The organism is Micromonospora sp. NPDC004551 (assembly GCF_040609975.1).
In the GTDB taxonomy this organism is placed as follows: Bacteria; Actinomycetota; Actinomycetes; order Mycobacteriales; family Micromonosporaceae; genus Micromonospora.
The window spans coordinates 243,862-265,657 of sequence record NZ_JBEXLM010000004.1; the positions used below are offsets into that span (position 1 = coordinate 243,862).

The 21,796-nt window shown below is 69.0% G+C and carries 17 protein-coding genes and 1 pseudogene; 7 read left to right on the forward strand and 11 right to left on the reverse strand.

Features of this window, described 5'->3' with window-relative positions; translation table 11 throughout:
* Nucleotides 1–915 carry an alpha/beta hydrolase gene (locus tag ABZW14_RS07815; protein WP_355341476.1) on the reverse strand — a complete coding sequence of 305 codons (915 nt, stop codon included), beginning with the start codon at nt 913–915 and terminating at the stop codon, nt 1–3.
* Between the two features lie 211 nt (nt 916–1,126).
* Between ABZW14_RS07815 and ABZW14_RS07820 the strand changes: the two genes are divergently transcribed.
* The gene (locus ABZW14_RS07820; protein WP_355341479.1) at nt 1,127–1,342 is read left to right on the forward strand and encodes a hypothetical protein; all 216 of its coding nucleotides are present in this window, start codon (nt 1,127–1,129) and stop codon (nt 1,340–1,342) included.
* Nucleotides 1,343–1,682: 340 nt separating this feature from the next.
* On the opposite strand, the pseudogene ABZW14_RS07825 reads toward ABZW14_RS07820, so the two are convergent.
* A pseudogene (locus tag ABZW14_RS07825) lies at nt 1,683–2,249 on the reverse strand (endonuclease/exonuclease/phosphatase family protein); the annotation flags it as partial.
* A gap of 398 nt (nt 2,250–2,647) precedes the next feature.
* On the opposite strand from ABZW14_RS07825, the gene ABZW14_RS07830 reads away from it, so the two are divergent.
* A complete protein-coding gene (locus tag ABZW14_RS07830; RefSeq protein WP_355341482.1) occupies nt 2,648–3,322 on the forward strand; it encodes a DUF1524 domain-containing protein in 675 nt (224 codons plus the stop codon).
* A gap of 148 nt (nt 3,323–3,470) precedes the next feature.
* Here the strand turns inward: ABZW14_RS07830 and ABZW14_RS07835 are convergent, their stop codons facing one another.
* Nucleotides 3,471–4,421, reverse strand: a complete 951-nt coding sequence (locus ABZW14_RS07835) for a DUF6745 domain-containing protein (RefSeq protein ID WP_355341485.1) — start codon at nt 4,419–4,421, stop codon at nt 3,471–3,473.
* Nucleotides 4,422–4,636: 215 nt separating this feature from the next.
* Between ABZW14_RS07835 and ABZW14_RS07840 the strand changes: the two genes are divergently transcribed.
* From ABZW14_RS07840 to ABZW14_RS07855, 4 genes are all read left to right on the forward strand, one after another.
* Nucleotides 4,637–6,484: an Hsp70 family protein gene (locus ABZW14_RS07840; protein WP_355341488.1), complete on the forward strand. Its 1,848-nt coding sequence runs from the start codon at nt 4,637–4,639 to the stop codon at nt 6,482–6,484.
* A 118-nt stretch (nt 6,485–6,602) separates the two neighbouring features.
* The gene (locus ABZW14_RS07845; RefSeq protein ID WP_355341491.1) at nt 6,603–8,645 is read left to right on the forward strand and encodes a hypothetical protein; all 2,043 of its coding nucleotides are present in this window, start codon (nt 6,603–6,605) and stop codon (nt 8,643–8,645) included.
* A 417-nt stretch (nt 8,646–9,062) separates the two neighbouring features.
* Nucleotides 9,063–11,885, forward strand: coding sequence for a BTAD domain-containing putative transcriptional regulator (locus ABZW14_RS07850; protein ID WP_355341494.1), 2,823 nt, complete (start codon nt 9,063–9,065; stop codon nt 11,883–11,885).
* 62 nt (nt 11,886–11,947) lie between these two features.
* Nucleotides 11,948–12,841 carry a DUF2637 domain-containing protein gene (locus ABZW14_RS07855; RefSeq protein ID WP_355341613.1) on the forward strand — a complete coding sequence of 298 codons (894 nt, stop codon included), beginning with the start codon at nt 11,948–11,950 and terminating at the stop codon, nt 12,839–12,841.
* 90 nt (nt 12,842–12,931) lie between these two features.
* On the opposite strand, the gene ABZW14_RS07860 is transcribed toward ABZW14_RS07855, so the two are convergent.
* The 3 genes from ABZW14_RS07860 to ABZW14_RS07870 form a co-directional block, all read right to left on the reverse strand.
* The gene (locus ABZW14_RS07860; RefSeq protein ID WP_355341497.1) at nt 12,932–13,819 is read right to left on the reverse strand and encodes a DUF5677 domain-containing protein; all 888 of its coding nucleotides are present in this window, start codon (nt 13,817–13,819) and stop codon (nt 12,932–12,934) included.
* Nucleotides 13,820–14,073: 254 nt separating this feature from the next.
* Nucleotides 14,074–14,580, reverse strand: coding sequence for a hypothetical protein (locus tag ABZW14_RS07865; RefSeq protein ID WP_355341500.1), 507 nt, complete (start codon nt 14,578–14,580; stop codon nt 14,074–14,076).
* A 174-nt stretch (nt 14,581–14,754) separates the two neighbouring features.
* On the reverse strand, nt 14,755–15,789 hold the full coding sequence (locus ABZW14_RS07870) for a DUF4238 domain-containing protein (protein ID WP_355341503.1): 1,035 nt from the start codon (nt 15,787–15,789) through the stop codon (nt 14,755–14,757).
* A gap of 445 nt (nt 15,790–16,234) precedes the next feature.
* Between ABZW14_RS07870 and ABZW14_RS07875 the strand changes: the two genes are divergently transcribed.
* Nucleotides 16,235–16,792 carry a hypothetical protein gene (locus ABZW14_RS07875; protein WP_355341506.1) on the forward strand — a complete coding sequence of 186 codons (558 nt, stop codon included), beginning with the start codon at nt 16,235–16,237 and terminating at the stop codon, nt 16,790–16,792.
* A gap of 1,378 nt (nt 16,793–18,170) precedes the next feature.
* On the opposite strand, the gene ABZW14_RS07880 is transcribed toward ABZW14_RS07875, so the two are convergent.
* The 5 genes from ABZW14_RS07880 to ABZW14_RS07900 form a co-directional block, all read right to left on the reverse strand.
* The gene (locus ABZW14_RS07880; RefSeq protein ID WP_355341508.1) at nt 18,171–18,845 is read right to left on the reverse strand and encodes a hypothetical protein; all 675 of its coding nucleotides are present in this window, start codon (nt 18,843–18,845) and stop codon (nt 18,171–18,173) included.
* Nucleotides 18,846–19,148: 303 nt separating this feature from the next.
* Nucleotides 19,149–19,610, reverse strand: a complete 462-nt coding sequence (locus ABZW14_RS07885) for a DUF4262 domain-containing protein (protein WP_355341511.1) — start codon at nt 19,608–19,610, stop codon at nt 19,149–19,151.
* 88 nt (nt 19,611–19,698) lie between these two features.
* Entirely contained in the window at nt 19,699–19,959 is a 261-nt protein-coding gene (locus ABZW14_RS07890) for a hypothetical protein (protein ID WP_355341514.1), read from the reverse strand.
* 440 nt (nt 19,960–20,399) lie between these two features.
* Entirely contained in the window at nt 20,400–20,732 is a 333-nt protein-coding gene (locus ABZW14_RS07895) for a hypothetical protein (protein WP_091269789.1), read from the reverse strand.
* 474 nt (nt 20,733–21,206) lie between these two features.
* Complete coding sequence (locus tag ABZW14_RS07900) at nt 21,207–21,725, reverse strand: hypothetical protein (RefSeq protein ID WP_355341517.1); 519 nt, start codon at nt 21,723–21,725, stop codon at nt 21,207–21,209.
* Between the last annotated feature and the right edge of the window lie 71 nt (nt 21,726–21,796).

Here is a 21,796-nt window from a genome sequence, read left to right on the forward strand (position 1 = left end):
CTACAGGGTGTTCAAGGAGTCGGCCAGGCCGGCTGTGCTTTGTGCGCCGCGGATGATTCGGGCGATCTCCGCGGTGTGGGTGAATACCAACTGGTGGTCGGCGTCGAGCCAGAACATGGCGATGTGCGGCTGCTCGCGGAGAAGCCGCTCGACGCCGACACGCCAGTTCTGGTTGAACCGCAGCGCATGTTCCTCGCCGCTGTGGCCGGCCATCGAGGTCGACATGATCATGCTGATGGGACGGTCGATCGTCTTGTATCGGTCTAGGACCCGGGACCGAACCACATCGATCTCAACGTTCAGGTCGAGAATCTCTCGGGCGGTAAGCAACACCTGACGCGCGGTACCCCGCATGGCCTCCTGCTGCGCCGCCAGCTCCTCCCACATTGCGAGAAACGCCGGCACGTCGGCCTCGGTGATGAACGGTTCGGGCACCGGGTTCGCCCCGTCGATGAGAATAAGCTCGGCGACGGTGCCAGGATGCTCGGAGGCATAGTGCACGACCAGATCCGCACCCAGCGAGTAGCCCACAAGCACGGGCGCAGAGGGCAGGTCAACGCGTTCCAGCTCGGCCATCACGGCGGCGAGATCGCTGAGGAACGCCTCGAAGGAGTACCGGTCGGCGGCCGAGGCGAGGCCATGGCCCCGCAGGTCGAAGGTCACCACGTCGTGGTCGTGCCGCAGCAGCTCGGTCAGCTCCTGCAGGTCTGCCTGCGTCGAGTTCAGCCCGGGGCACAGAACGAGCGGCCGTCCCCGGCCGCCGCGAGACACCGGAATCGTGACACCGTCGTGGTGGATAGTGAAGTGCCGCGCCGCCCTGTCGCCACTCTCCGCCGGCTTCCCATCGTCACCGTGATGGCCACCCGACTTGCGCAGTCCGGCGACCTCCGTCGCACTGGTTTCTTTCGTGGTCATGCCACCCATGCTGAGAGATTGACCCTGCGTCAAGGTCAACTGCCTCGGCACAAGATCTTCCCACCAGCAACCGCCAGCCTTTCCCCCGCACCGATCGCGGCCGGCTGTCGAATGAGCCGGGGCGACTACCTGTTCCACAGGCCACCCGTGCCACGGGAAAGTCACCGGGGTCGGCCAGCGACGGGACAGACGAGGGAGGGTCACCCTGCGCTTGGGCAAGAACGGCCAGCTGGACCGGCCCGATCCCTGGCCGTATGTGCAGGTGGACCCAGTTGTGGTGGCCGAGATCGACGCCGACGTCGCGTTCGAGCACCAGCGGTGGCGCCACCGGGTCCGCGACGCGCGGGCCCGAAGGGACACGTCGGTCTATGACGTGCCGCTACTTCTCGGTGAGGGCGACGACCCCTTCGGCATAGCGGTCGGCTGACCGGCATGAGCCGGCGGAGGTCGTAACCGAGTGCCGCGCAGGTGCCTGCGGAACTCCGATCCGCGTCGCGGGGAGGGGCATCGCTCCGGCAAGGTGCTACAGGCCGGTGAAGCGAGCGACGATCGGGGCGTGATCCGGCACGATGACCGCTTCCCGGGTGCGGGTGGAGGCGCCGATGGAGGTGATGTCGTCGACGAGGGAGTCGATGCTTGCCAGCCGTAGTTGGAGGTCGCGGGTGGCTAGGATGTGGTCGATGAGTTCGCCGCGGCCTTGGTAGATGTGGGAGTAGGCGCGGGCGGGGGGGCAGGCGTCGTCCGAGGTTGTAGAGCCGGACCGCGTCGCCCTTGTCCGGGCGGTGAACGTCGCCGTCCGCGGGGCCCTCGAGCAGCACGGTGGTGACGGCGTCCGGTCCGTCGTTGAGGTCGCCGCACAGGATCGTCGGCATGTCCGGCCGCCCGTCGACGGCGGCCGCGGCAAGAACGTCGTTGAGGTGCACGCGCAGCGCGACGGCCTCGGCGGTGCGGCGCAGCAGCGCGTAGCCGGCGCCGCGGGCGCGTTCGTCTTCGCTCAGGGGGTAGCGGCGCCCGCCGGGGTAGGTGAGCAGCTTGCTTTTGAGGTGGGCGGTGAGCAGCCGTAACCCGGGGCCGCCGCAGTCGACGTGCGCCTGGACTGCCCCGCGACCCAGGTGCGTGAGGGTTGCGCCGTCAACGTCGGGGACCGCAGGCAGCCCGGCCTGTGGCAGCGCGACGATCTGCGCTTCCTCGGTCAGGGTGTGGCGGGCGAGGACAGCCACGCGGATGCCACGGCTGTCCGGGTGGGAGGACACCACCGCCTGCCAGGGCTCGCCGAGGGCTGCCCGGAGGTCCTCAGCCGCTGTCGGGGAGCCGATCTCCTGGAGGGCGACCAGGTCCGCGCCGGTGCCGGAGACGAGTCCGGCGAGCTAGGCGAGCTTCGCGGTGTACGTATCTGCCGCCGACGTGTCGCCAGCCTCGGGTCGGAACAGGTTCTCCACGTTCCACGTCATGACGATCAGGTCGTTGGCCACCGTCGCTCCCAGCGTGTGCTACCAGCCTGAAGTCGCACTCTAAGACGCCGCTGCAGCCGTGATCCCGCTGCGTCGCCATGTCGACACGCACCAACCCGCCAGCAGCAACAGCCACGCCTACCCGGCCACGGGGGCGGGGCAGGAAGGCTGGTGCGGGTCAGTATTCGCAGAAGCCTCTTTCCCTCTTCACAAAGGCGACCTTCGATGGACATGATCGGCGGAGATGGTCGCTGTTCATCGCGCTGCCGAGGAGGCCCTTCATGTCAGTCACCCGACAGTCCCCCCGAACCTCACTACGGCGACGAGCCCTCACCGCCATAGCCACCGTGGCCCTGACCGGCGCCTACCTTCTCGCCGTCGACGCTGCGCCAGCGCTCGCGACGCCTCCCGGCATCCCGTCCAAGGCAACCGCCCAATCCCAGCTCAACGCCCTCACCGTCAAAACCGAGGGCTCGACGAGCGGATACTCCCGGGACCTGTTCCCCCACTGGATCACCATCAGCGGCGCCTGCAACACCCGCGAGACCGTCCTCAAACGCGACGGCACCTCCGTTGTCACCGACAGCAGCTGCGCCGCCGTGTCGGGCCGCTGGTACAGCCCGTACGACGGGGCGACCTGGACGGCTGCCTCCGACGTCGACATCGACCACGTCGTGCCCCTGGCCGAGGCGTGGCGGTCCGGTGCCAGCAGCTGGGCCACCAGCCGCCGGCAGAGCTTCGCTAACGACCTCAGCCACCCGCAGTTGATCGCTGTCACCGACAACGTCAACCAGGCCAAGGGCGACCAGGACCCGTCCACCTGGCAGCCGCCCCTGTCGTCCTACCGGTGCACCTACAGCAAAATGTGGATCACCGTGAAGTACACCTGGGGTCTGAGCCTGCAGTCGACGGAGAAGTCCGCCCTGCAGAGCATGCTCAACACCTGCGCCTCCTGACCCTGCCCCACGGCTGATCCAGCAGCGGTGCGTGACGTGGCGCGGGCGGCCCGGCCCGTGGCGAGAGCCTGGCTGCCCCGTCGTCCCCGCATGTCCCCGGTCAGTTGCGAATCAAGGCGCGAGCGGCTCGCCCGTCTGTGACGGCTGGTCACGGTGGCGGAAGGACGTTGCCGTCGCGGGCCCACGTCTGGCTGCCGTCGAGCCAGACGACCGCCGGCTCGCCCTCGCCGTGCAACTGGCCCTGCCCATTCACCCGCAGGGACGTGGGGCGTTCGCTGATGACCGCGACGTCGGCGAATGGCCACCATGGCCCTGCGGCCAGCGCCACCTCCCTGCATCCTTCCCAGGCGGGATCGGGAGTGGTCTTGAGTAGCTGCTGGTAGGTGTCGATGGCGGCGAGGAGGAGCCAGTCGGGGTAAAAGTTCCAAGCTGGTTCGAAGAACCAGTCCCGCGGGTTCAGGCAGTAGCGGACGACGGCATGTCCCTCGTCGTCCTGGTCCACGATGCTGCTCCCGGTGTCCCAGAACCTGGCGGGCACCAGGGTGTAGCTGGCGGTGATGCTGCGGTCGATGCTCGCCCAGATCGGCGAGTGCACAAGGTCGTACACCTGCCGCACCGCGTGCAGCACCGGTGCGAGAGTAGCGCCTTCGGCTTTGGTGACGGGGTTGCAGCTGTAGGGGTGCTCCATGAGGTCGTAGCGGGCGTCGACGCCGTCGTAGCGCTGTTCGCCGTAGTAGCCCGTCCACTCCATGAACTGGTGGAAGTCCCCGTGGGCGGTGAACCGGTCGAGCTCGCTGGTCTGCTCCCAGATCGGCGCCCGCGCGGCGGCAAGGGAGCGGTTGAGGTTGTCGCGCCGCACCGACGTGACGAGCGAGGTGTGCCCGTCGCCGATGACACGGTGCAGCTGTTCCATGGCGGCGGGGGGAGAGGGGCACCAGAGGAATCGGGAGGGTTCGGGGTGCCCTGCCGCCTGGTATGCCAGACGGACGGCGGCTTCGGCACGCGCGTGGTCGGCGGGTTCGCAGGACAGCGCCGCCTGTGTCCACCTGTCGACGACGGCTTGTGCTTGTGCGGACATCGGGCTGGTGGGTGGCTTCATGATTTCCTCCGACGAGGATCGTGTGGACAGGTTGATATCGACGGTGGGCTATCGGGTCAAGTCGTGGGCGGTCCCGCATTGTTCGGGTCAGGCTCGGCTAGCTGCTGTGTACCTACGCTGACGGCTTCCGGCGGTCCGCCCCTGAGCCCTCGGTTTGATGGCTGTGAGTAGTTCGCGGGTGACGTGAATGTGATCGTCATGTTTGACTGAGGTCTATGGGTACGGGGGAGGCGCGGCTGGCGATCGACTGCGGTAGCGCCAGCACAGCCGCGGTGCTGGCGTGGCCGGACGGCACCTGGCTGCCGCTGATGTTCGACGGCGAACCAGCCCTGCCGAGTGCCGTGCTGGTCGGCGGGGACGGCGACGTGCTGACCGGCCACCAGGCATGGCAGGCCGCCGCTGCGGATCCGCAGCGGTTCATCCCCGCCCCACGGCGCTCCCCCGAGCAGCAGCTCGCCGTTGCCGGCGCGGATGTCGACACCTTGGACCTGGTCGCCGCGACGCTACGTCGGGTCGCCGCCGAGGCGCAGCGGGCCGTCGGGTCGGTGGTGGAGGACGTGCGGCTGGTGGTGCCGGCCGGATGGGGGCCGCGGCGGCGGACGTGGATGCGCCACGCCGCGCACCGGGCGGGCCTGCCTCAACCCCGCCTGATCGAAGCCCCCGTGGCCGTCGCCGGACACTTGCTGGCCACCGGGGTCCAGCTGCCGGTGGGGTCGTACATCGTGGTGTGCGACGTCGGCGCCGGCGCCGAGGTCAGCGTCCTGCGGCGCGGGCCGGCCGGGTTCGAGGTCCTCGCTACCCTCGCCGATGCCAGCGCGGGTGGGACAGCGATCGACGAAACCCTCACCGCCATGCTCGCCGACACCAGCCCGGCAGGTGGCGACGGGCAGCGGTGGGCCCTGCTGGCCTGCGTCGGCGCCGCGAAGCATGCCCTGGCCGACCGTGTCGCGGTGACGGTGCCGCTGCCCCAGGGCCAGGCCGCGGTGCTCAACACCGACCTCCTCGAGCAAGCCGCCCATCCCGTCCTGCAGCGCGTCGCTCAGCTGACGACAGAGGCGATCGCCGCCGCCGAGATCGCGGTCAACGACCTCGCCGGTGTCTACTGCGTCGGCGGTGTCGCCCGGATGCACCTGCTGGAAAAGGTCCTCACCGAGACCATCGGTGTCACCCCGACCGTGGTGGCGGACCCCGCCACGGCGGCCGTCCGGGGAGCCGCCGACGCAGGCGCCGCCGACGCCACAGCAGCCGCAGCGCTGCCGGCGGAGGACCCAGTGCCACCCCTGCGACGGGCCGCCGCGATCGCGGTACCCGGCTTCATGTCGCTCGGCCTGATCTCCCAGTTCCTGCTGACTCCCGAATGGAACGGAAGCTACCTCTACAGGTCGGCGCTGCTGAACTGGGGTGAACTGGCCGTGGCCGCCGTGTTCGCGGTGATCGCCAGCCTCGGCGCCGGTACCGTCCTCGCCTCCACGATCGCCGCCCGCACCAAGCCGGCGGTGAGCCCTGGCTCCCAGACCGGCACGGGCATCCTGGCATCGGCGTCCCTCGGCGTCGCGGTCAGCGGCATGTACGCCGTCGTCGGCAGCCTCTACATCGGCGACCCCGCCGGCGGATTCCTGCGCTGGGCGCTGCTGCCGATCGCCCCGATCGTCGCCGCGGCCGCGGTGATGGCCCTCGTCGCCGCCCGGCAGTGGCGCATCCCCCAAGGTGGCTGGTCGCAGCTACTCGCGTTCCCGACCGGCTCCGTGGTCACCGCCGGGCTGGGGATGATGCTCATCCAGTACTCCCTGACCGCGGACCGCTGGCCCAGCATGGTCCTGTGGATCGACCTCGCCAGTCGCCTGGGCGGGTTGCTCCTCGGTGTCGGAACCGTCATGGCCGTCGTCTCCCAGCCCATCCTGCGGCTGATCCTCGGCGCACCCCTCGCCGTCATCACCGCCGCGCTGGTCGGCTGGCCTGCCTCCGGAATCCTCGGGGCGATCTACGCGATCGCCGTGGCCGTGTGGTGGCTGCGCCAGCTGTGGACCCGCCTCCTTCGCCCCGCAGCGCCCCAAGTTCGATGAGCGGCGGGCCGAGGCGCGGACATCCGCGCCCAGCAGAGGTCAGCTCCTGCAGGGGGTGGGTGAGGTGAGGTGGCCGCGAAGGGTCACATCCCTCGCCTTCGCTCTGCTCCTTCTGGGTATGCCACCGTGGCTGCTGGCGAGGTTCGTCGGCCCGCCACTGCACAGCTGGCCAACCCTGCAGCAGGTCCGCCTCTGGGTCGCGCAACCCCTCACCACCCAGACGCTGACCGCCGGACTGACGGTCCTCGCATGGCTGCTCTGGCTGCTCGTGGCATACGCGGTCATCGTCACCGCCGCACGGCGTCTGCGCACCGGCGCCCGCTGGCTGCGGCGCCTGCCGCTGCCGACACCCCTGCAAGCCACCGCCACCGGCATGGCCGGCGCCGCCGCCCTGACCGCCGCGGCCAACACCACCGCGACAGCCCCGCCCGTCCAGCCCATCGCTGTCTCCGCCGGCACACTCCACCACGACGCCGTCGACGCGCACCCCGCACCCGAGGTTGCGGGGGAGGGCGTCACCATCCCGGGCGGCTGGCTGCCTCAGAAGACGGCCGACCAGGTGGCCGCCGCGGCCACACTTGTGTGGCTGAGGCGCCGACGCAGCTACCAGCCCGGCCTGCGGGAGTCTCCGGACCAGGACGACCCGGACCTGGCACCGCTGCCGGCGGCCGTCACCGCCGTCCAGGCAGCCGTCTGCGTCCCCGACCAGGACTCCAGCGGACGGTCGCCCGACGAGCAAACCCGGGCTACCGCGCCGCCGTCGATCGCCGCGTTACCTGCGACGGGCGTCGTCTTCGCCGGCGGCGGCGCGGCCGACGCCGCCAGGGGAGTGCTGGTCACCTCGCTTCTTGCGGCGTTGCGCGATCCGCCCGACGCCATCCGCGTGGTCATCACCCGGTCCGCCCTGACCACGCTGCTGCCGCCGGCCGCCACCGCAGTCTGCGACAGCATCCCCGCCCTCCGGGTCACCGAGACCGCGGCCCACGCCGTTGAGCTGATCGACTCCCTCGCATCGCGCACACCTGACACGGCTGGCCCGCCGCCGACGCACGAGGAGGCTCCGCGGCTGGTGCTGATCACCGAGCCGCCGCCGGGGCCTGCGGCCGACCGGTTGGCGGCCCTGCTCGGCGCCGGCCGAGCAACCGCGGTCGTCCTCGGCGCATGGCCGCTTGGCGCCGCGTGGAGCGTCGACCAGCACGGGCGGACCGTGGATGCGCGGCTGCCGGGGCAGGTAGGGCCCCGGCTGTGCGTCCTGGACCGGGTTGCCGCGATGGACCTGCTCACCGTCATCGCCCCGCCCACACCAAGCCACGCACCGCAGGCAGGCACCGCCCCCCGCACCGCCGTTCCCGAACAGCGACGGCAGCCGCCCGAGGTCCGGATTCCCCACCAAGCCGGCGAGGACCGCACGCCCCAGCCCACCCCGCCCGTTGCCGCGCAGCCGCCGGTCGAGCTGCGGGTCCTCGGCCAGCCCACGCTGCTCATCGACGGCCGGGCCGTGACCATCCGCCGCAGCGCCGCCGTGCAGATCCTGACCTTCCTCGCCGTCCACCGCCACGGCGCCACCACCGCACAACTCGTGCAGGCAATCTGGCCCGGCCTGGCCGCCCACACCGTCACCAACCGCCTCTACACCACCCTCAGCGTGCTACGCGCCGCCATCCGCGCCGCCTCGGATCTCCCGATCATCGACCACACCGACGACCGCTATCGCCTGCGCAGTGAGCACCTTGAGGTCGACCTGTGGCGGCTGCACACCGCCGCCCACCACGCCGCCACCACCCTCACCGACCCCACCCGCGCGTGGCAGGCCGTGATCGACGCCTACACCGGCGACCTCGCCGCCGGCCACACCTGGCCCTGGATCGACCCGCCCCGGGAAGGCACCCGCCGGCTCGTCCTGGACGCCTACGCCGCCGCCGCGTCGACCCAACACGATCCCCGCCGCGCCGTGAAGCTCCTGCAGGCCGGGATCCGCGTCGACCCCTACAACGAGAACCTCCACCAGCGGGCCATCGACATCCTCACCACGCTGGGAGACCACGCCGCCGCACAACGGCTGCGCGACGCCCACCGTCACCAGCTCAGCATCGCCGGGCTGCACCCCAGCGACACCCCCGGCCAGCCCCGCGAACACAGCAACGCCTCCGCCGGCGACTAGCGAACCCCCCCCAGACATCGAAGCGCAGCAGCGCGAGCCACCCCGTTGCGGAAGCGACCGATCGCAGGGGCCGTAACTCGTTGAGCTGCGGTTGTAAGGGCGCGTGAGGTTTTGTAAGGCGCTGTAAGCCGTCGCCCCGCCCCGCCGCCATCGCCACGGCCATAGCGTCAGATCATTCCCAGCCCACCGCCATCCGCAGCCCTCGTTCGCGGCGCGCTCGCCGCTGCATCCGGCCTAGCGGCGGCGTGGCAGCCAGCGACGCAAGGAGGTCAGGTGAGGTCCAGAGCAGCGAACGCCGCGGCCGCCGCCACGTCCATCATGTCCACCCTTGTCGTTGCCGCGATCCTCGTCGCAAGCGGCGTGTGGCATCCTCGGCTACCGTCGCCGGCGGCGCTCCGGCAGTGGATTCACCAACCGTTGACGACCGACTTCGTCATCCTCCTGGCCGAAGCAGGCGCCGTGATGCTGTGGCTGCTCCTGGCAACCACCGTCCTGACCCGCGCCTACACGACGCTGGCTCGCCGCCTGCGCTGGCTGCCCGCACTACATCTACCCGGCCCCGTCCAAGGCCTCACCGCCGCACTGCTCGGCGCCACCGCCGTCACCACCGCCACCGCGGGCACCCCCGCCCACCCCGCCCCCGCCACCGGAACCACGCACGACAGCGACGCGCAGACTCCCGAAGCTTCGACCACCGCCCCAGCGACCCGCCAGGTGAGCAGCCGCCTACAGCTGATTCTGATGGCCGCCGACCGTGCCTACACCCACACTGTCAGGCGAGGGGACACCCTCTCCAAGATCGCCGCTGAGCGGCTCGGCGACCCCGACCGCTGGCCCGAAATCTTCGCCCTCAACCGCGGCACCCACTTCACCCACACCGGCGGAACCCTGCGCAACCCGAACGTCATCTACCCCGGCTGGACCCTCACCCTGCCCGACGATGCCATTCCACCGACCGAACACCGACCCCGCCCCGAATCGCCACCGTCGGCCCCGGATGAGCCGGACCTCGCCACCCCGGCCCCCGCACCGACAACCGCCCCGCCGCCCTCGACACCGCACCCGGCCCCACCCACTACAACGACTCCCACAATCGAGCCGAGCCACGCGCCGACACCCACCATCGCCGGCACCTGCGCCAGCACAGACAACACGACGAGCACGCCGACCTCCGGACCGACCGCGGACCGTGGACCCCGCCCCAGCAGCCCCGACCGGGGCGTGGTGCTGTCCAGCGGCAGCTGGATAAGCCTGGGCCTCGCCCTGGCCATCACCACCGCCGCCGCCCTCGTCTGGGCGCACCGGCAGCGCCGCTACACCGCGGGCAAGCCCTCCACCACGCCGCGCTGGGAAACGCAGACTCTCGCCCCCTTGCCCCGGCTGATTGGGCAGATCCGCCGCGCGCTGCGCCATCCCGCCGCCATCGCGGGCGAAACGGGCCAACACAACGAGCCAGCGGACACTGCAGTCGGCGATCCCGACGGCGCCAGCACCCTCAGCAACACCAACTCGAGCAGTCAACGCGCGACGTCACACGATCCTTCGGCCACTGCCTCACCCGACACCACCGCGCTCACCAGCAGCCACGGCTTCGACCCGATCATGCCGGCGCCTGCGCCGCTGACGGTATGGCCGCCCGCCGGACTGGGCCTGACCGGACCCGGCGCAGACGCCGCCGCCCGAGGCTTCCTCACCGCCGCCCTCGCCACCGACGCCGACGAACATCCCCACGCGCGCACCCACGTCGTGATACCGGCAGCGACTGCGGCGACCCTGCTCGGCGCCACCACAGGCACCCTGCCCCGCACACCCCGGCTGAGGATCACCCCCACCCTCGACGACGCGCTGGACCTCCTCGAAGCCCTGGCGCTGCGCCGCACCCGACTGCTCGACCAGCACGAGACCGCCACCGTCGCCGACCTACGCGCCGACCCCTACGAAGAGCCCCTCCCACCGGTCATGCTCCTCACCCACCCCCCAGACCGGCGCGAGCGCCCCCGCGTCGCCGCCCTCCTCACCCAAGGGCAACGCCTGGACATCCACGGCGTGCTCCTCGGCCCCTGGTCCGACGGCACCACCGTCACCGTCAACAAAGACGGCACCACCACACCCGCCGACACCGACCACGCCTCCCACCGCGCCGACATCGGCCGGCTCACCGTCCTCGAACCCACCGAGACCCTCGATCTGCTCGCCGTGCTGGCCGAGGCCTACACCGGCGAGGCCCCCTCCCCAGCCCCCACCGAGCCCACGCCCACCGCACAACGCACAGGCACACAACCCGACCCGCGAACACCGCTGACGCGCCAACATCAGCGAGCAACGATGCCGGCCGACACACCCCTACACTGCGCTGACCACGAGATCCAGGCGCTCGACACGAGCCACGCCGACGCCCTCGACCAACCCATCGCCACCAGCACGCCGGCGACCAACTCCACCCCACCCGCCCCCGAAACCGGCACCCTCACCACGGTCGCGGTCACCGTGCTCGGTGCTCCCGCCCTCGCCCACGCGGACCCGCAGCGCAGCCTGCGCGCCAAATCCCTCGAACTGCTCGTATACCTGGCCGCACGCGACGGCACCGCCACCACCGAGGCGATCCTCGACGACCTGCTGCCCGACGCACCCGCAAGCAAAGCCACCCACCGGCTGCACACCTACGTCTCCGACCTCCGCAGCGTCCTGCGCCACCACGGCGGACCCGGCACCTACCTCACCCACCCCCGCCACCGCTACGAGCTCAACCCCGACCGCCTTGACGTGGACCTGTGGCGGATGCGCGCCGCCCTCCGCGCCGCCAACACCGCCACCAGCAAAGCCGAACGGGTCGCGGCGCTGCGCCGCGCCGTCGACACCTACCGCGCACCACTCGCCGACGGCTGCGACTACGAGTGGATCGAGGCCCACCGGGAAGCTGTGCGGCAACAAGCCCTCGACGCGGCCGTCGCCCTCACCGAGGAACTCGACGGCCAACCGGCCGAGCAGCTAGCCGTCGTCGACGCCGCCATCGGCCAGCACCCCTACGCCGAGCAGCTGTACCAGGTGGCCATGCGCGCCCGCGCGCACCTCGGCGACATCGACGGCGTGCGGGCCCTACGCCGGACCGTGACACGGCAGCTCGCCGAAATCGACGCCGAGCCCAGCGACGACACGCTCACACTCGCCGACCAGCTCATCACCAAGCTGCGCTCCGCCAGCCGAGAAGGTCGGGCCGCAGCGCAGGGAGCACGATCGTGAGCCCGCTGACCAGCCCCACCACCCGTACCGCGGACAACTCGACAAGCGAGGCTGCGACTGATGTGGCTGTGGTGCACCTGAAGCGGCTGCGATGGGCAGTACGGGCAACCCTCACCCTCGGGGTCGCCGCATCGGTCGCCGCGAACGTGCTGCACGCCCGACCGAACGCGATCAGCCAGATCATCGCCGCATGGCCGCCGCTGGCGCTGCTGCTCACCGTCGAGCTGATCTCCCGCGTCCCGCACCACCGCCGCTCCCTCGGCATCATCCGCATCGCCGCCACCAGCGTTATCGCCGCCATCGCCACCTGGGTCTCGTACTGGCACCTCGTCGGGGTCGCCGCCCGCTACGGCGAGGCCGGCGCAGGGGCCGCCTACCTGCTGCCCATCTCCGTTGACGGCCTGGTCATCGTCGCCAGCGTCAGCCTCGTCGAGCTCACCGCCCGGATCCGCGCGGGACAACCCGAACAGCACCCCCAGCCTCCTGTGGCCGCCACACCCAGCCCTGCGTCCACCACACGCATGCCGCACGCCGCATCAGCGGGCCGCCCAGACGAGGGCACTGCAGACCCGTCATCCGGCGCGAGGGCATCAGCCGATCCGGTCCCGTGCCCTGACCCGCCGCAGCGTCGCCCACAACATGACGCCGGCGACGGTGAGCGCCGGCCAAGGCGCCACCTGGTCGACGTGGCCAACGCGCGGGCGCAGCAACCCCCCGCCGCCAGCGCCACGAACGGCGCGCCGGCGGTGAACGGCGACGAGCTGGTGCCGTCGGAGACGGCCGCCGCCGTTGCCTACTGGCACCGGCGGGAGCCCCACCTGCATCCGGCCGAGATCGCGGCGCGTATTGGACGCTCGGAACGCACCGTGCGCCGGTACTGGCCGCCCCGTCCGCAGACACCACCGGCAGCCAACGCGAACCACGCCGGTGATCTCACCGAAAGGGCCCGCGCCTAGCGAGCACGACCGCTCCTACGCCCCACGGAATTCCCGGGGAAGAGACGCCCCGAAGACAAAAAGGACCGATCTTCTTCCTCGCGGTGTGATCTAGGACGACCCGGCATCGGAGGCAAGCCAGCGCTCATGCATGTCGTCGACTCGTTGGGCGCGGCCGAGGACCGTGGCCAGGTGCTCCCCGAAGAGCCGCTGCATCTGTGGCGGCTGATGCTGCTGGAAGACCAGGGCGACCATGGACAACTGGATCGCGGCTGCTAGCAGCGCCTGCGGACGCTGGCCCATGGGCCGAAATTCCGGTTCGAACCCGCCGTCGACCTGCTTCAAATGACTGCGAATCAGATCGAACCAGCCGCCGTGCAGCGTGTCGGACCCGACCCGGTACGACGGATATGCCGTTGCCCCGAATGCCTGTTCGATCCGGTCCTGCGCGCTTGGCCAACCGATCTGGCGTCGGCCGGGGATGGTGTCCAGGTCGATCCCGGCGGCCCCGGCTGTGTCCTCGATCGAGCTCCGCAGGCGTCCTTCGATCGGCAATTCGGTGCCGTCGCCACTGGCGCGGCGGCGTTCGATCACTTTCAGGAACTCGCGCTCGGAGATGAGGCTGTCGTACAGGTAGGCGCGGTGCCGGGTGCCTTGTTCGTCGTCGCGGCAGAGGTAGGCGACGTTCGCCAGCGTCTCGGTGAGCTGTCGGAGGAGTCCGATCTGCTGGCGTCCTTGGCCGTTGCAGACGTCGGCGAGCAGATCCAGGCAGAGCTTGCCAGCGCGCACCATCAGCCCGCAGCGTATGGCCGCGTTGATTGGTAGGGGTCCTTCCCGCGGGGCGTCGGCGAGTCCGCGGGCCAGCACGACGGCGGATTTGAGCAGTTCAACGCCCGCGTAGATGAAGGGGTTCTCGTCCGTGGCATCCTGCAGCTCGGCCCAGCGGGGTTCGAACACGTCCCCCAAAGGTCCGGCGATGGACAGGTACGTTTCGGGCACGCCGCTCAGGATATTGCCGAGCTGTCCACCTGCCCAAGGCAATAACGCCGGCAGAAAACCGCGCCCGTGTTCGTCCCTATGTCTGCCAGCTGCGCATGGCCTGGTACGAATTGGTGCCACCTCAACCCAGCGGACGCTCAGGCACGGCGCGCCCGCCGAATTCCCGACACCGATGTCGTCCCAGGACCGTCACGGCGCCGACGATTGGGGCGGCATTCATTTGCCGCCGTTGGTGCCCTGCCGGGTGGTGCAGGTCAGGCGCCGAAGCCTGCGTAGTGGCCTCCGTAGTAGCGTGCGAGGGCGGTCAGCTGCGCCACCCGGGCATGATGGGCCGGGTCGGGCGGCAGGTCGGGGAATGCTGCGGCGATGTGTCGCCGACTCGAAGGGACAGGTCGCTCGAGCGATTGCTCGCTGGCCTGGCCGCCGAGGTCGGTCAAGCTCGCGATGCATGCGGCCACGGTTTCGGGCTCGTTGGGGAGGTCAAGGTAGTACGTGGTTCGCCGCGGCGACGGCTCGGGATAGTCGCCGTACTCTTCCGACATCGCCCAATGCAGGCGTTGGCACAGATCGGCCAGCAAGGCATTCATCTCGCCGGCCGAGGCGCCGTCAGGCAACGGGCCATGGTCGGTGAGGCGGCTGAGCAGACGGCGTACCAGGTCCGGCGGGAGCTCGTCGGCCATGAGGTGACCGTGGACGGTCACCAACACGCCGAACAGGGCCTGCAGATCCGACATGGGCAGTGCTCGAGTGGGCGACTCCATGCACGCCACGGTAGTGACCTCGGCTCACCTCATTGCTCGCCCACGTCAGCCGTCACCCGAGATTGAATGCACTGTCATTCCGCGACGCGCGCGTTCGGCAAAGGCTCTCGGAATTCCGACTCTGCCGATGTGAGCCCGTTATCCCGGCCATTTCCCGTAGCAATAGTGGTCAGTTCACGCGGACAGGCCGGGGTCTCCGCCGAGAATTTCCAGGGCCTCCGCCAAGGCCAAATCTACGATCGGCGGAAAGGACAAGGGAGTGGGCGACCGGGCTTCGTTTGCTCGAACCGTAATGTTAGGCTTCCTGATGCTGGCCCGTTGCCGCGGGAGAACGAGATATGCCGGCCACGGCATCATAGGCGGACGCAAAATCATGTCCCAGCAATTGCGCACCATCGCTTGGTTCACAAGGGCGGTTTGCTCAATGGTCAAGTTAGTCGGTGTGGCGACCAGCGGCTGAATGGGGGTGATTGTGAGCAACCGCGAGGGCGTGATCGGCACGTGCACCTCGTGTAGGTCCGGGAGGAGTACCGGGCTAGAGAAGTCGAGTTCACCGGTTGCGCTGACCGTGACCACGGGAGCGTCACCTGTAACCAGCACCGGATCCGGCGAGGAGGTCAGCAGCCAGTGCATATCGAGCAGGAGGCGCTTGATCCTGTCTGCTTCCCGAACCATGGTCCGCAGCATCGACGGAGTGTCAGTCCTGCGCATGACCTCCGGGGTGCGCCTGGCAATGTCGTGATACATGGCCGTGAGGTTCCCCCTCGCCTTCACCGCGGGATCCATCTCGATGGCACGTTGAAGCACCATGCTCGCGAAGATTAGCGGGCCCACGTGGGAGTTCACCTCCTGCATAGTGCGGCGGACAGCCACCGTGCGGACCATCTGCGTCGCGACGAAAGTGGCAAGTGTGGCCCGGCCTGGGCCCGGAGGCGGAAGGGCTCCGTCTCGAAGTGCGTACATGACCTCCCCGACCGGATTCTCGATCGAGTGCGAGAACCATTCCTCAAGGGAATCATCCGGTTGGCCGAGTTCCCCGACATCGTAAAAATCCACTTCGACGGTTGCCTTTTTGATAGGCATACGCTCTTCCGTGCCATTGCGATGCCGCGCCAGCAGGATGTCTTTGTCGAGCTTCTTTCTTCCGCAAAAGCCACGCAGATATAGCTTCGGCACGGTGTGATGGTCGCGGCTAACCTGCTCAGACATTCCCCAATTATGGCAGACCCCTTCGAATCACGGCGACTTGCCGCGTCTGCGGGCGAACGAGTCCGCAAGCGGTGCTCCCATGCCGCACACAACGCTCGCCCGACCCTCTGCGGCACGTCAAGATACTGTCGGCCGTGTAATCGACCAGATCCTCCTGCACCCGCCAGCCGACTGCGTCTGTCGGCCTGCTCGAGCTGCGGATCTTCGAGACGTGCGGCGCTGACATCGCCGATCTTGGTGAGGAACACGGCCATCGCGTGCTGCGGTTCTGTGGCGAGGTCGTGCTCCTGCCGCTGCTTCCCACGTGCCTCGGTGATCAGGTGGCACTTGAGACCTAACGAGGCGCCGGGCAGAACCTTCCGCACGGCCGACCGGCGAGGGCGCAGGCGACCCGCCGGTGAATACTGATGTGGTGAGGGATTCTGAGTTGGCGAGCGTGAGGTCCGTGTCGTTGCCGCGCGATGTTCAGGACAGGCTACGGGCAAAAGGGCCGGAATTCGGCCGAGACGCCCTGATCTTGCCTGTTCAGACGAGGAACGGCTCGACCTACTACCTGGCCGACGATGTCGAGGCGATGCGAGCCGCGCGAGCAGCCGGTCTCGATGCCGAGTACCTGCTAGCCCAGGAGGAGCGCCGCTACCTCAACGAGTTCGCGACCGGCTGGGAACTTGAGATGGCGCTCGCGGTTGCCCAGAACCTCGCCGCGAATGGCATCGGTACCGTGATCGGGTATGTCTGGGCACGGGTCCGGCTTGCGATCCAGAGGGGACGTCACCCGGGTCCGGAGACGGAAGTCCCAGTTCGACTCAGGATTGCCCAGCTTGAGTACGCCGAGCAGGGCAGCGTCAAGATCAAGGGTCTTGAGATCGACGGATCAGCCGAAGATGCCACGGCGCTTCTGGGCACCATTCTCGCCGGCCCTGTGACGGCGAGAATGGGACTACGCAGCAGTTCCGTGGAGCAACGGGCGGATGACCAGGGCGGGGAGACGACCGCGCCGTGACGGAGTCGCGCGGCTTACGGATAGCAGGCCGGGTCGCACGGTACAACGTGCCACTCCCGCCTCCCGCTGGACCGGCGAGGACCGAATTCTGCATCATCGAGGGGGTGCGGGCGCTCAACGCCGGCCGCCGCAAGTACGGGCAGGCGTTAATCGGCGTTGGTGCGCACTGTTCCCGGGGCCTTGCTGATCTACCACCGCAGTACGCTCTTCATGAGCAGCACTCCGAGCCACAGTCCCGGCGGCTCGGACGCGGCCGTGTGCGAGCCTGGTTCAGAGTCCGCAATCTGCTAGATGATCGCGACGACGCCGCACGGACTCTCGGAACCCGCCACCTCGGACGCGCCTGGACGGGAGCCGAGGGTGCGGCACGCTCCGCATTGGACGCTGCCGTGGCGGCCTTCAACTGGCTTGATGACGTCGCGCAAGACCTTGACGAAACGATTCCGATCGACGTAGATAGCTTCTCATACGCGACCAGTATTCGCGGGTGGGGTCTAGTAACAACTGGCGAACTGCTAGATCAAGCTCACCAGCTGGCGCACCTTGCTGGCGAGCTTGTGGGAGGTCTTTTTGGCTGCCGCCTCGTCCATGACGGCGAGGAATGGACCAAGCGATGCCCCCTTTCGTTGATGCACATCCGCCTCGGTAATAGTCCTGGAATGACAGTCCGATACTCTTGCTGGATCTGCGGCCAGGACCCAGCGGAGTGTGACCACGAACTTGGTAAGACGTACGGTGTTGTCGCCGCACGTTCTAACGGGGAGTGCAACATCTGTCGGTTCTCGGATGGTGATAGCTGCGAGCACATCGTGGGGCAGGTCTACCAGGCACGCGCCGGACGATCGATTGTGGAGGCCGACCTCCACGAAGTCTCCCTTGTGTCGCGCCCACGCGATCCTCTCGCACGCATCGAGAGCATCAGCTGCGATGACGACCGGATGCGCAGGCGTTTCGGCTTCGTCCCGTCACCCGACAGCATGCTGTTGTGCCATGACTGTATGTATCCGTGCATGGGCTTCAGTGGCAGAGATCTAACCGCCTGAGATGGGGAGTGAGTGGGCGTAAACCCGCTCGCGGGTCACCTGGCTAGGCGCGGACACATGACAGCCGGGTCGAGCCGATCACGACGTCGATCATCAGCCAGGAACCGACATCCAGCAACCTGACACCGCCCTCATGCCGCCGACCGGGCGCTACGGACCCGTGACCGTCTACCCGGTGTGCTGCAACGAACGGTACGGCGAGTGACCACGTCATGGTGGAATGCTTGGTGATCGCCATCACATACCGATCACAGTTCGGTGTCAATGCGTTGCTAGAGCCATCGACTCCGCTCATCCCGCACTGCGTGCGGAATCCCGCCAAAGCGCTGCGGTACTCACGCGCCTTTCCCTTCGCCAGTCCCGCGATTTTTAAGGAGGGCCTTGGTCAACCCCGTCGGCTTAACCTCGACGCCACCCACTTGGAGAACGACCGACGCGGTGGCGCGGCCCTCTCCGGTGCAGTCGCCACAGGTGTGGTTGACGATGTGCGGGTGGACTGTTTCAGGCACTATCGTTTCGCCGGTGTCGTCCGCTAGCAGCATCGCCCCAAGGATGATGTGTTTGTTCACAAGCTTGGCGATCTGTGCCGCGATCTCGTCGCCGGCCTCGCGCAGGTCCAGCAGCCTCTCTGTGAGCGCCTGCACTGTCTCGTCGCTGCGATCGATGTACTTCCCGGTCCGCGGATGCTGGAATAAAGTGGCCGTCCCGCACCTATCGCAGCGATCCAATGCGACTGCATGCGTCAGCTCATTGCGCTCGTCGGCGGCCGTGAGCACTTCGAGCAACCATCCGCTGGCGCGGTCGGGCACAAGGTGCGGGTACTTCTCCTGAAACTTGAGTACCTGTTTGGCCGCTTGCTTCGTGGTGAGCCCAGAGTCCGGTGGCTTCGGCACCGACGATAGGTGGCCGTAATCGAGCATTCGGAGCATGTCGATCAGCAACTCGCTCAGCGCCGTATCCGCGAGCAGAAGGTGGCCGAGGTCGCCCACCCAGTCGCCTACTTTCGCCATGCTGGCACGATATAGCGCAGGTAGGACATCCGTCGGCATGTGTCCCGAGGGCTCGGGCAACGTACTGATCTGCCGCGCTCCGGGTGCCAGCTCACGTCCACCGATTACTCATCGTGAGTAGCGGACGTGGGTCGTCCGGCCGACCGCCGACGCAGCGTCCCGAATGCTTCGAGCCCCGACCTCGCACGTCTGGCGTACCCGACTCTGCACCGGAACCCGTACGCCGACACTCCGCCAACAAAGGACGTCGCGGCGAGGGGCCGGACGCGACATCGCATCCGGCCCCACGGCGGCGGCCGAGGTCTACGGCCGGGCGATCAGCGGCTGCACGGCGGAGGGAAACGCGTAGGCGGTGTCCCAGGGGAAGCGGCCGTGCCGGTCAGGCCAGACAACCTGCTGCAGGCGGACGCGGTCGCCGCTGTAGCGGCCGATCGCGCCGCCGGGGTGCAGCTGCTCGGTCGGGTCGCCGTCGATGATGACCGCGTCGTATCCGGCGATGAGGTCGCCGATGCGCTGACCGTGACGGAATTTCTCGGCCTTGTCGTAGACCCTGCTCGCGAGGTCGTTGAGCAGCGATTGCGAGGTAGCCGGGTCCAGTCCGGCGATGATCAGCTCCGGGTAGTGGTGTGTGGTGAGCCCGACGGTGTAGGCGAAGGGTGCGGTGTCGTCGGGGTCGTCGTCGCTGGGGACGACGAGAGTTACCGCCCAGCCCACCCTGTCAATGATTTCGCCTTGGCGGTGAAGGAAGTCGTCTATGCCGGTCACGAGGAACGCTCCTTCAGGGATGCGGGCAGCGGTGGCCAGCCACGCGGCTCGTACCGCACCCGCTGGGGGCATTCGTTGGTGTGGTTGTTCAGGTAGAGGTGCTGAAGTCGGATGGATCCTGCTGGGGCGGGTCGACCTCGACGAAACCGAAGAGCCGTGCGATGAGTTGCAACGCCTGCGTGTCGTAGCGGTCGGCGAAGCCGCGGCAGATCGCCGGTTTGACCTCGGGATGCTTGTAATGCGGAAGCGTCGAGTGGCAGATGATGAAGGACTGCCTGGCTCGGGCTTCGGCGACAAGGTCGTGTAGCCGGCCCGGGGTGAGACGCATCTTGTTGCCTGGCACGAACACGCAGGTGTCACACTGCCGCGATAGCAGCCGTGACTTGCCCAGCTGAGGGTCGCCGACGCTGAGATCGCCGCCATCGGCGTCGTCCGGGTCAATCGCGGGTGCCAGGGTTTCTCCTCTCCTTGTGAAGCACTGGGGCGCTGTTCGAGCGGCTCGGGTCTGTGGGGCGAGGGTTTGCTGGCGGTCCGGACCTGCACCGCAGGTGCGCGGGGGCGCGACCAGCGCGTTAGGCGCGGGCGAGCCGGATGGGGCTCTGGCAGCCTGCAGCCGACGCCGTTGCCCGTGGTTGCGGCATACGCGTCCGAAGCCCCGGTAGCCCGCGGTGGTAGGGCGCAGGGCATGAGGCGCCGAAGCGCGGACAGCGACGGGACTTGGCGAGGCGTCAGTCGCCGGTAGGACAGAAGGACCGACTGCGGCGCCGGGTGGGGAGTCAGCGCGAGTTGTTAGGCGGCGCGCGGCGCCGGCATCGGCCGCTGCGGCGGTGGGACCGGCCGGGTGGGCCGGAACCAGCCGGCGAACCGTGCCGCCGCGCCGGCTGGAGCAGCGACCTTCGCTCGCCCTCGGGCGAGCACTTCGCCTCGGGTGGCCGCGTGGCAGGCGCGGCGGGCGTCGCGCGCCGGCGGGCACGGGTAGGCCTCGCCGGTGCAGCGCAGGTTGGCGCAGCGGTCCGGCCGGTGGGGATCAGGGAGGTGGGCAGACGCGACGTCGGCGGCGAGCAGCCACAGCAGGACGTCGGTGACGTCGCGGGGAATGCAGCGGCGGTGCGGCTGCGTCATCGGCGTTGCCTCTCGCGGATTGTCGGCTCGGGTGGCCGCCACCCCGGCCAGCGGTGTGGGCCGCTGCCGGGTCCGCCGGGGTGGCGGCAGCCACGAGTGACGCTCGACTTTCCCGATAGATCAAGTCGTCGTCGAGGAGGTGAGCCTGGCCTTCAGCGAGGAGGGAGCGGCCGCAGGGGGCAGGAAGCATTCCAGCGCCCAGCGCGCCGCCGGCTCGTCAACGCCCTGTCCCGGGAGGCTGGGCGGCCTGCGGCCGCCCGACGAGCAGACCCACCGCAACATGCGTGGCCCGCAGCAGTCTCCGGCCTGGAGGTCGGCTGGTAGCGGCGGAACACGCCGGGACCTGCTGTGTGTGGGATTTCCGCACTTTTCTCGGGAGCCGCGCGGTGATCGCCTCACCCCGACTGTGGTGAGCAGGGACGGCCTCGGCGGGTCAGAGGAGACCGCTTTCCCCGGGTAGCCGGGATGCGCTGGTCACCGCGGGCAGCCGGGCCACGGGTCGGTGGGGTCAAGGTCGCCCGGGTCGGCGTTGTCGCGTTCGTTGCCGTTCCACTCGATGCGTGCCTCGATTTCGGCGCCGGCGAGGGCGGTTTCGATTGCGGCTTCGGCGGCGTCGAAGGCGTCATCGCTCGTGCCGGCCGTGAGCTCGGCGAGGACGGTCAGGGTGAGGCGGACCTGCCAGCGGCGGGGCAGCAGCGGCAGGTCGACGACCTCCATGACCCGGTTGGCCGCATCTATGTCGATGTCGTGCTCGCTGACCGCCTCGCGCAGCGCCTGCCACATCTGTCTGCGGAGCTGCGTCAACGATTCGGGGATTGCGGGCGGCGGCTGCAGGTCGCTGTGGTGCTCACGCAGGTAGGCCTGGATTTGGGTGGTGGTGTGAGTGAGCCATCCCAGCGGCGCTGGCTGGCCGGGGTGGAAGGCGTCCCAAGCATGGCGCAGGACGGATTCGAGGCTCGGGGGTGCGGCAGGGGCCGCCGTCGGTTCGGTCATCAGGTCCTCCGTTGCGTTGCTGACCGGCGCACCCGCCGCCCGTTCGGGGCGATGGGTGCGGGTGTGTTTGG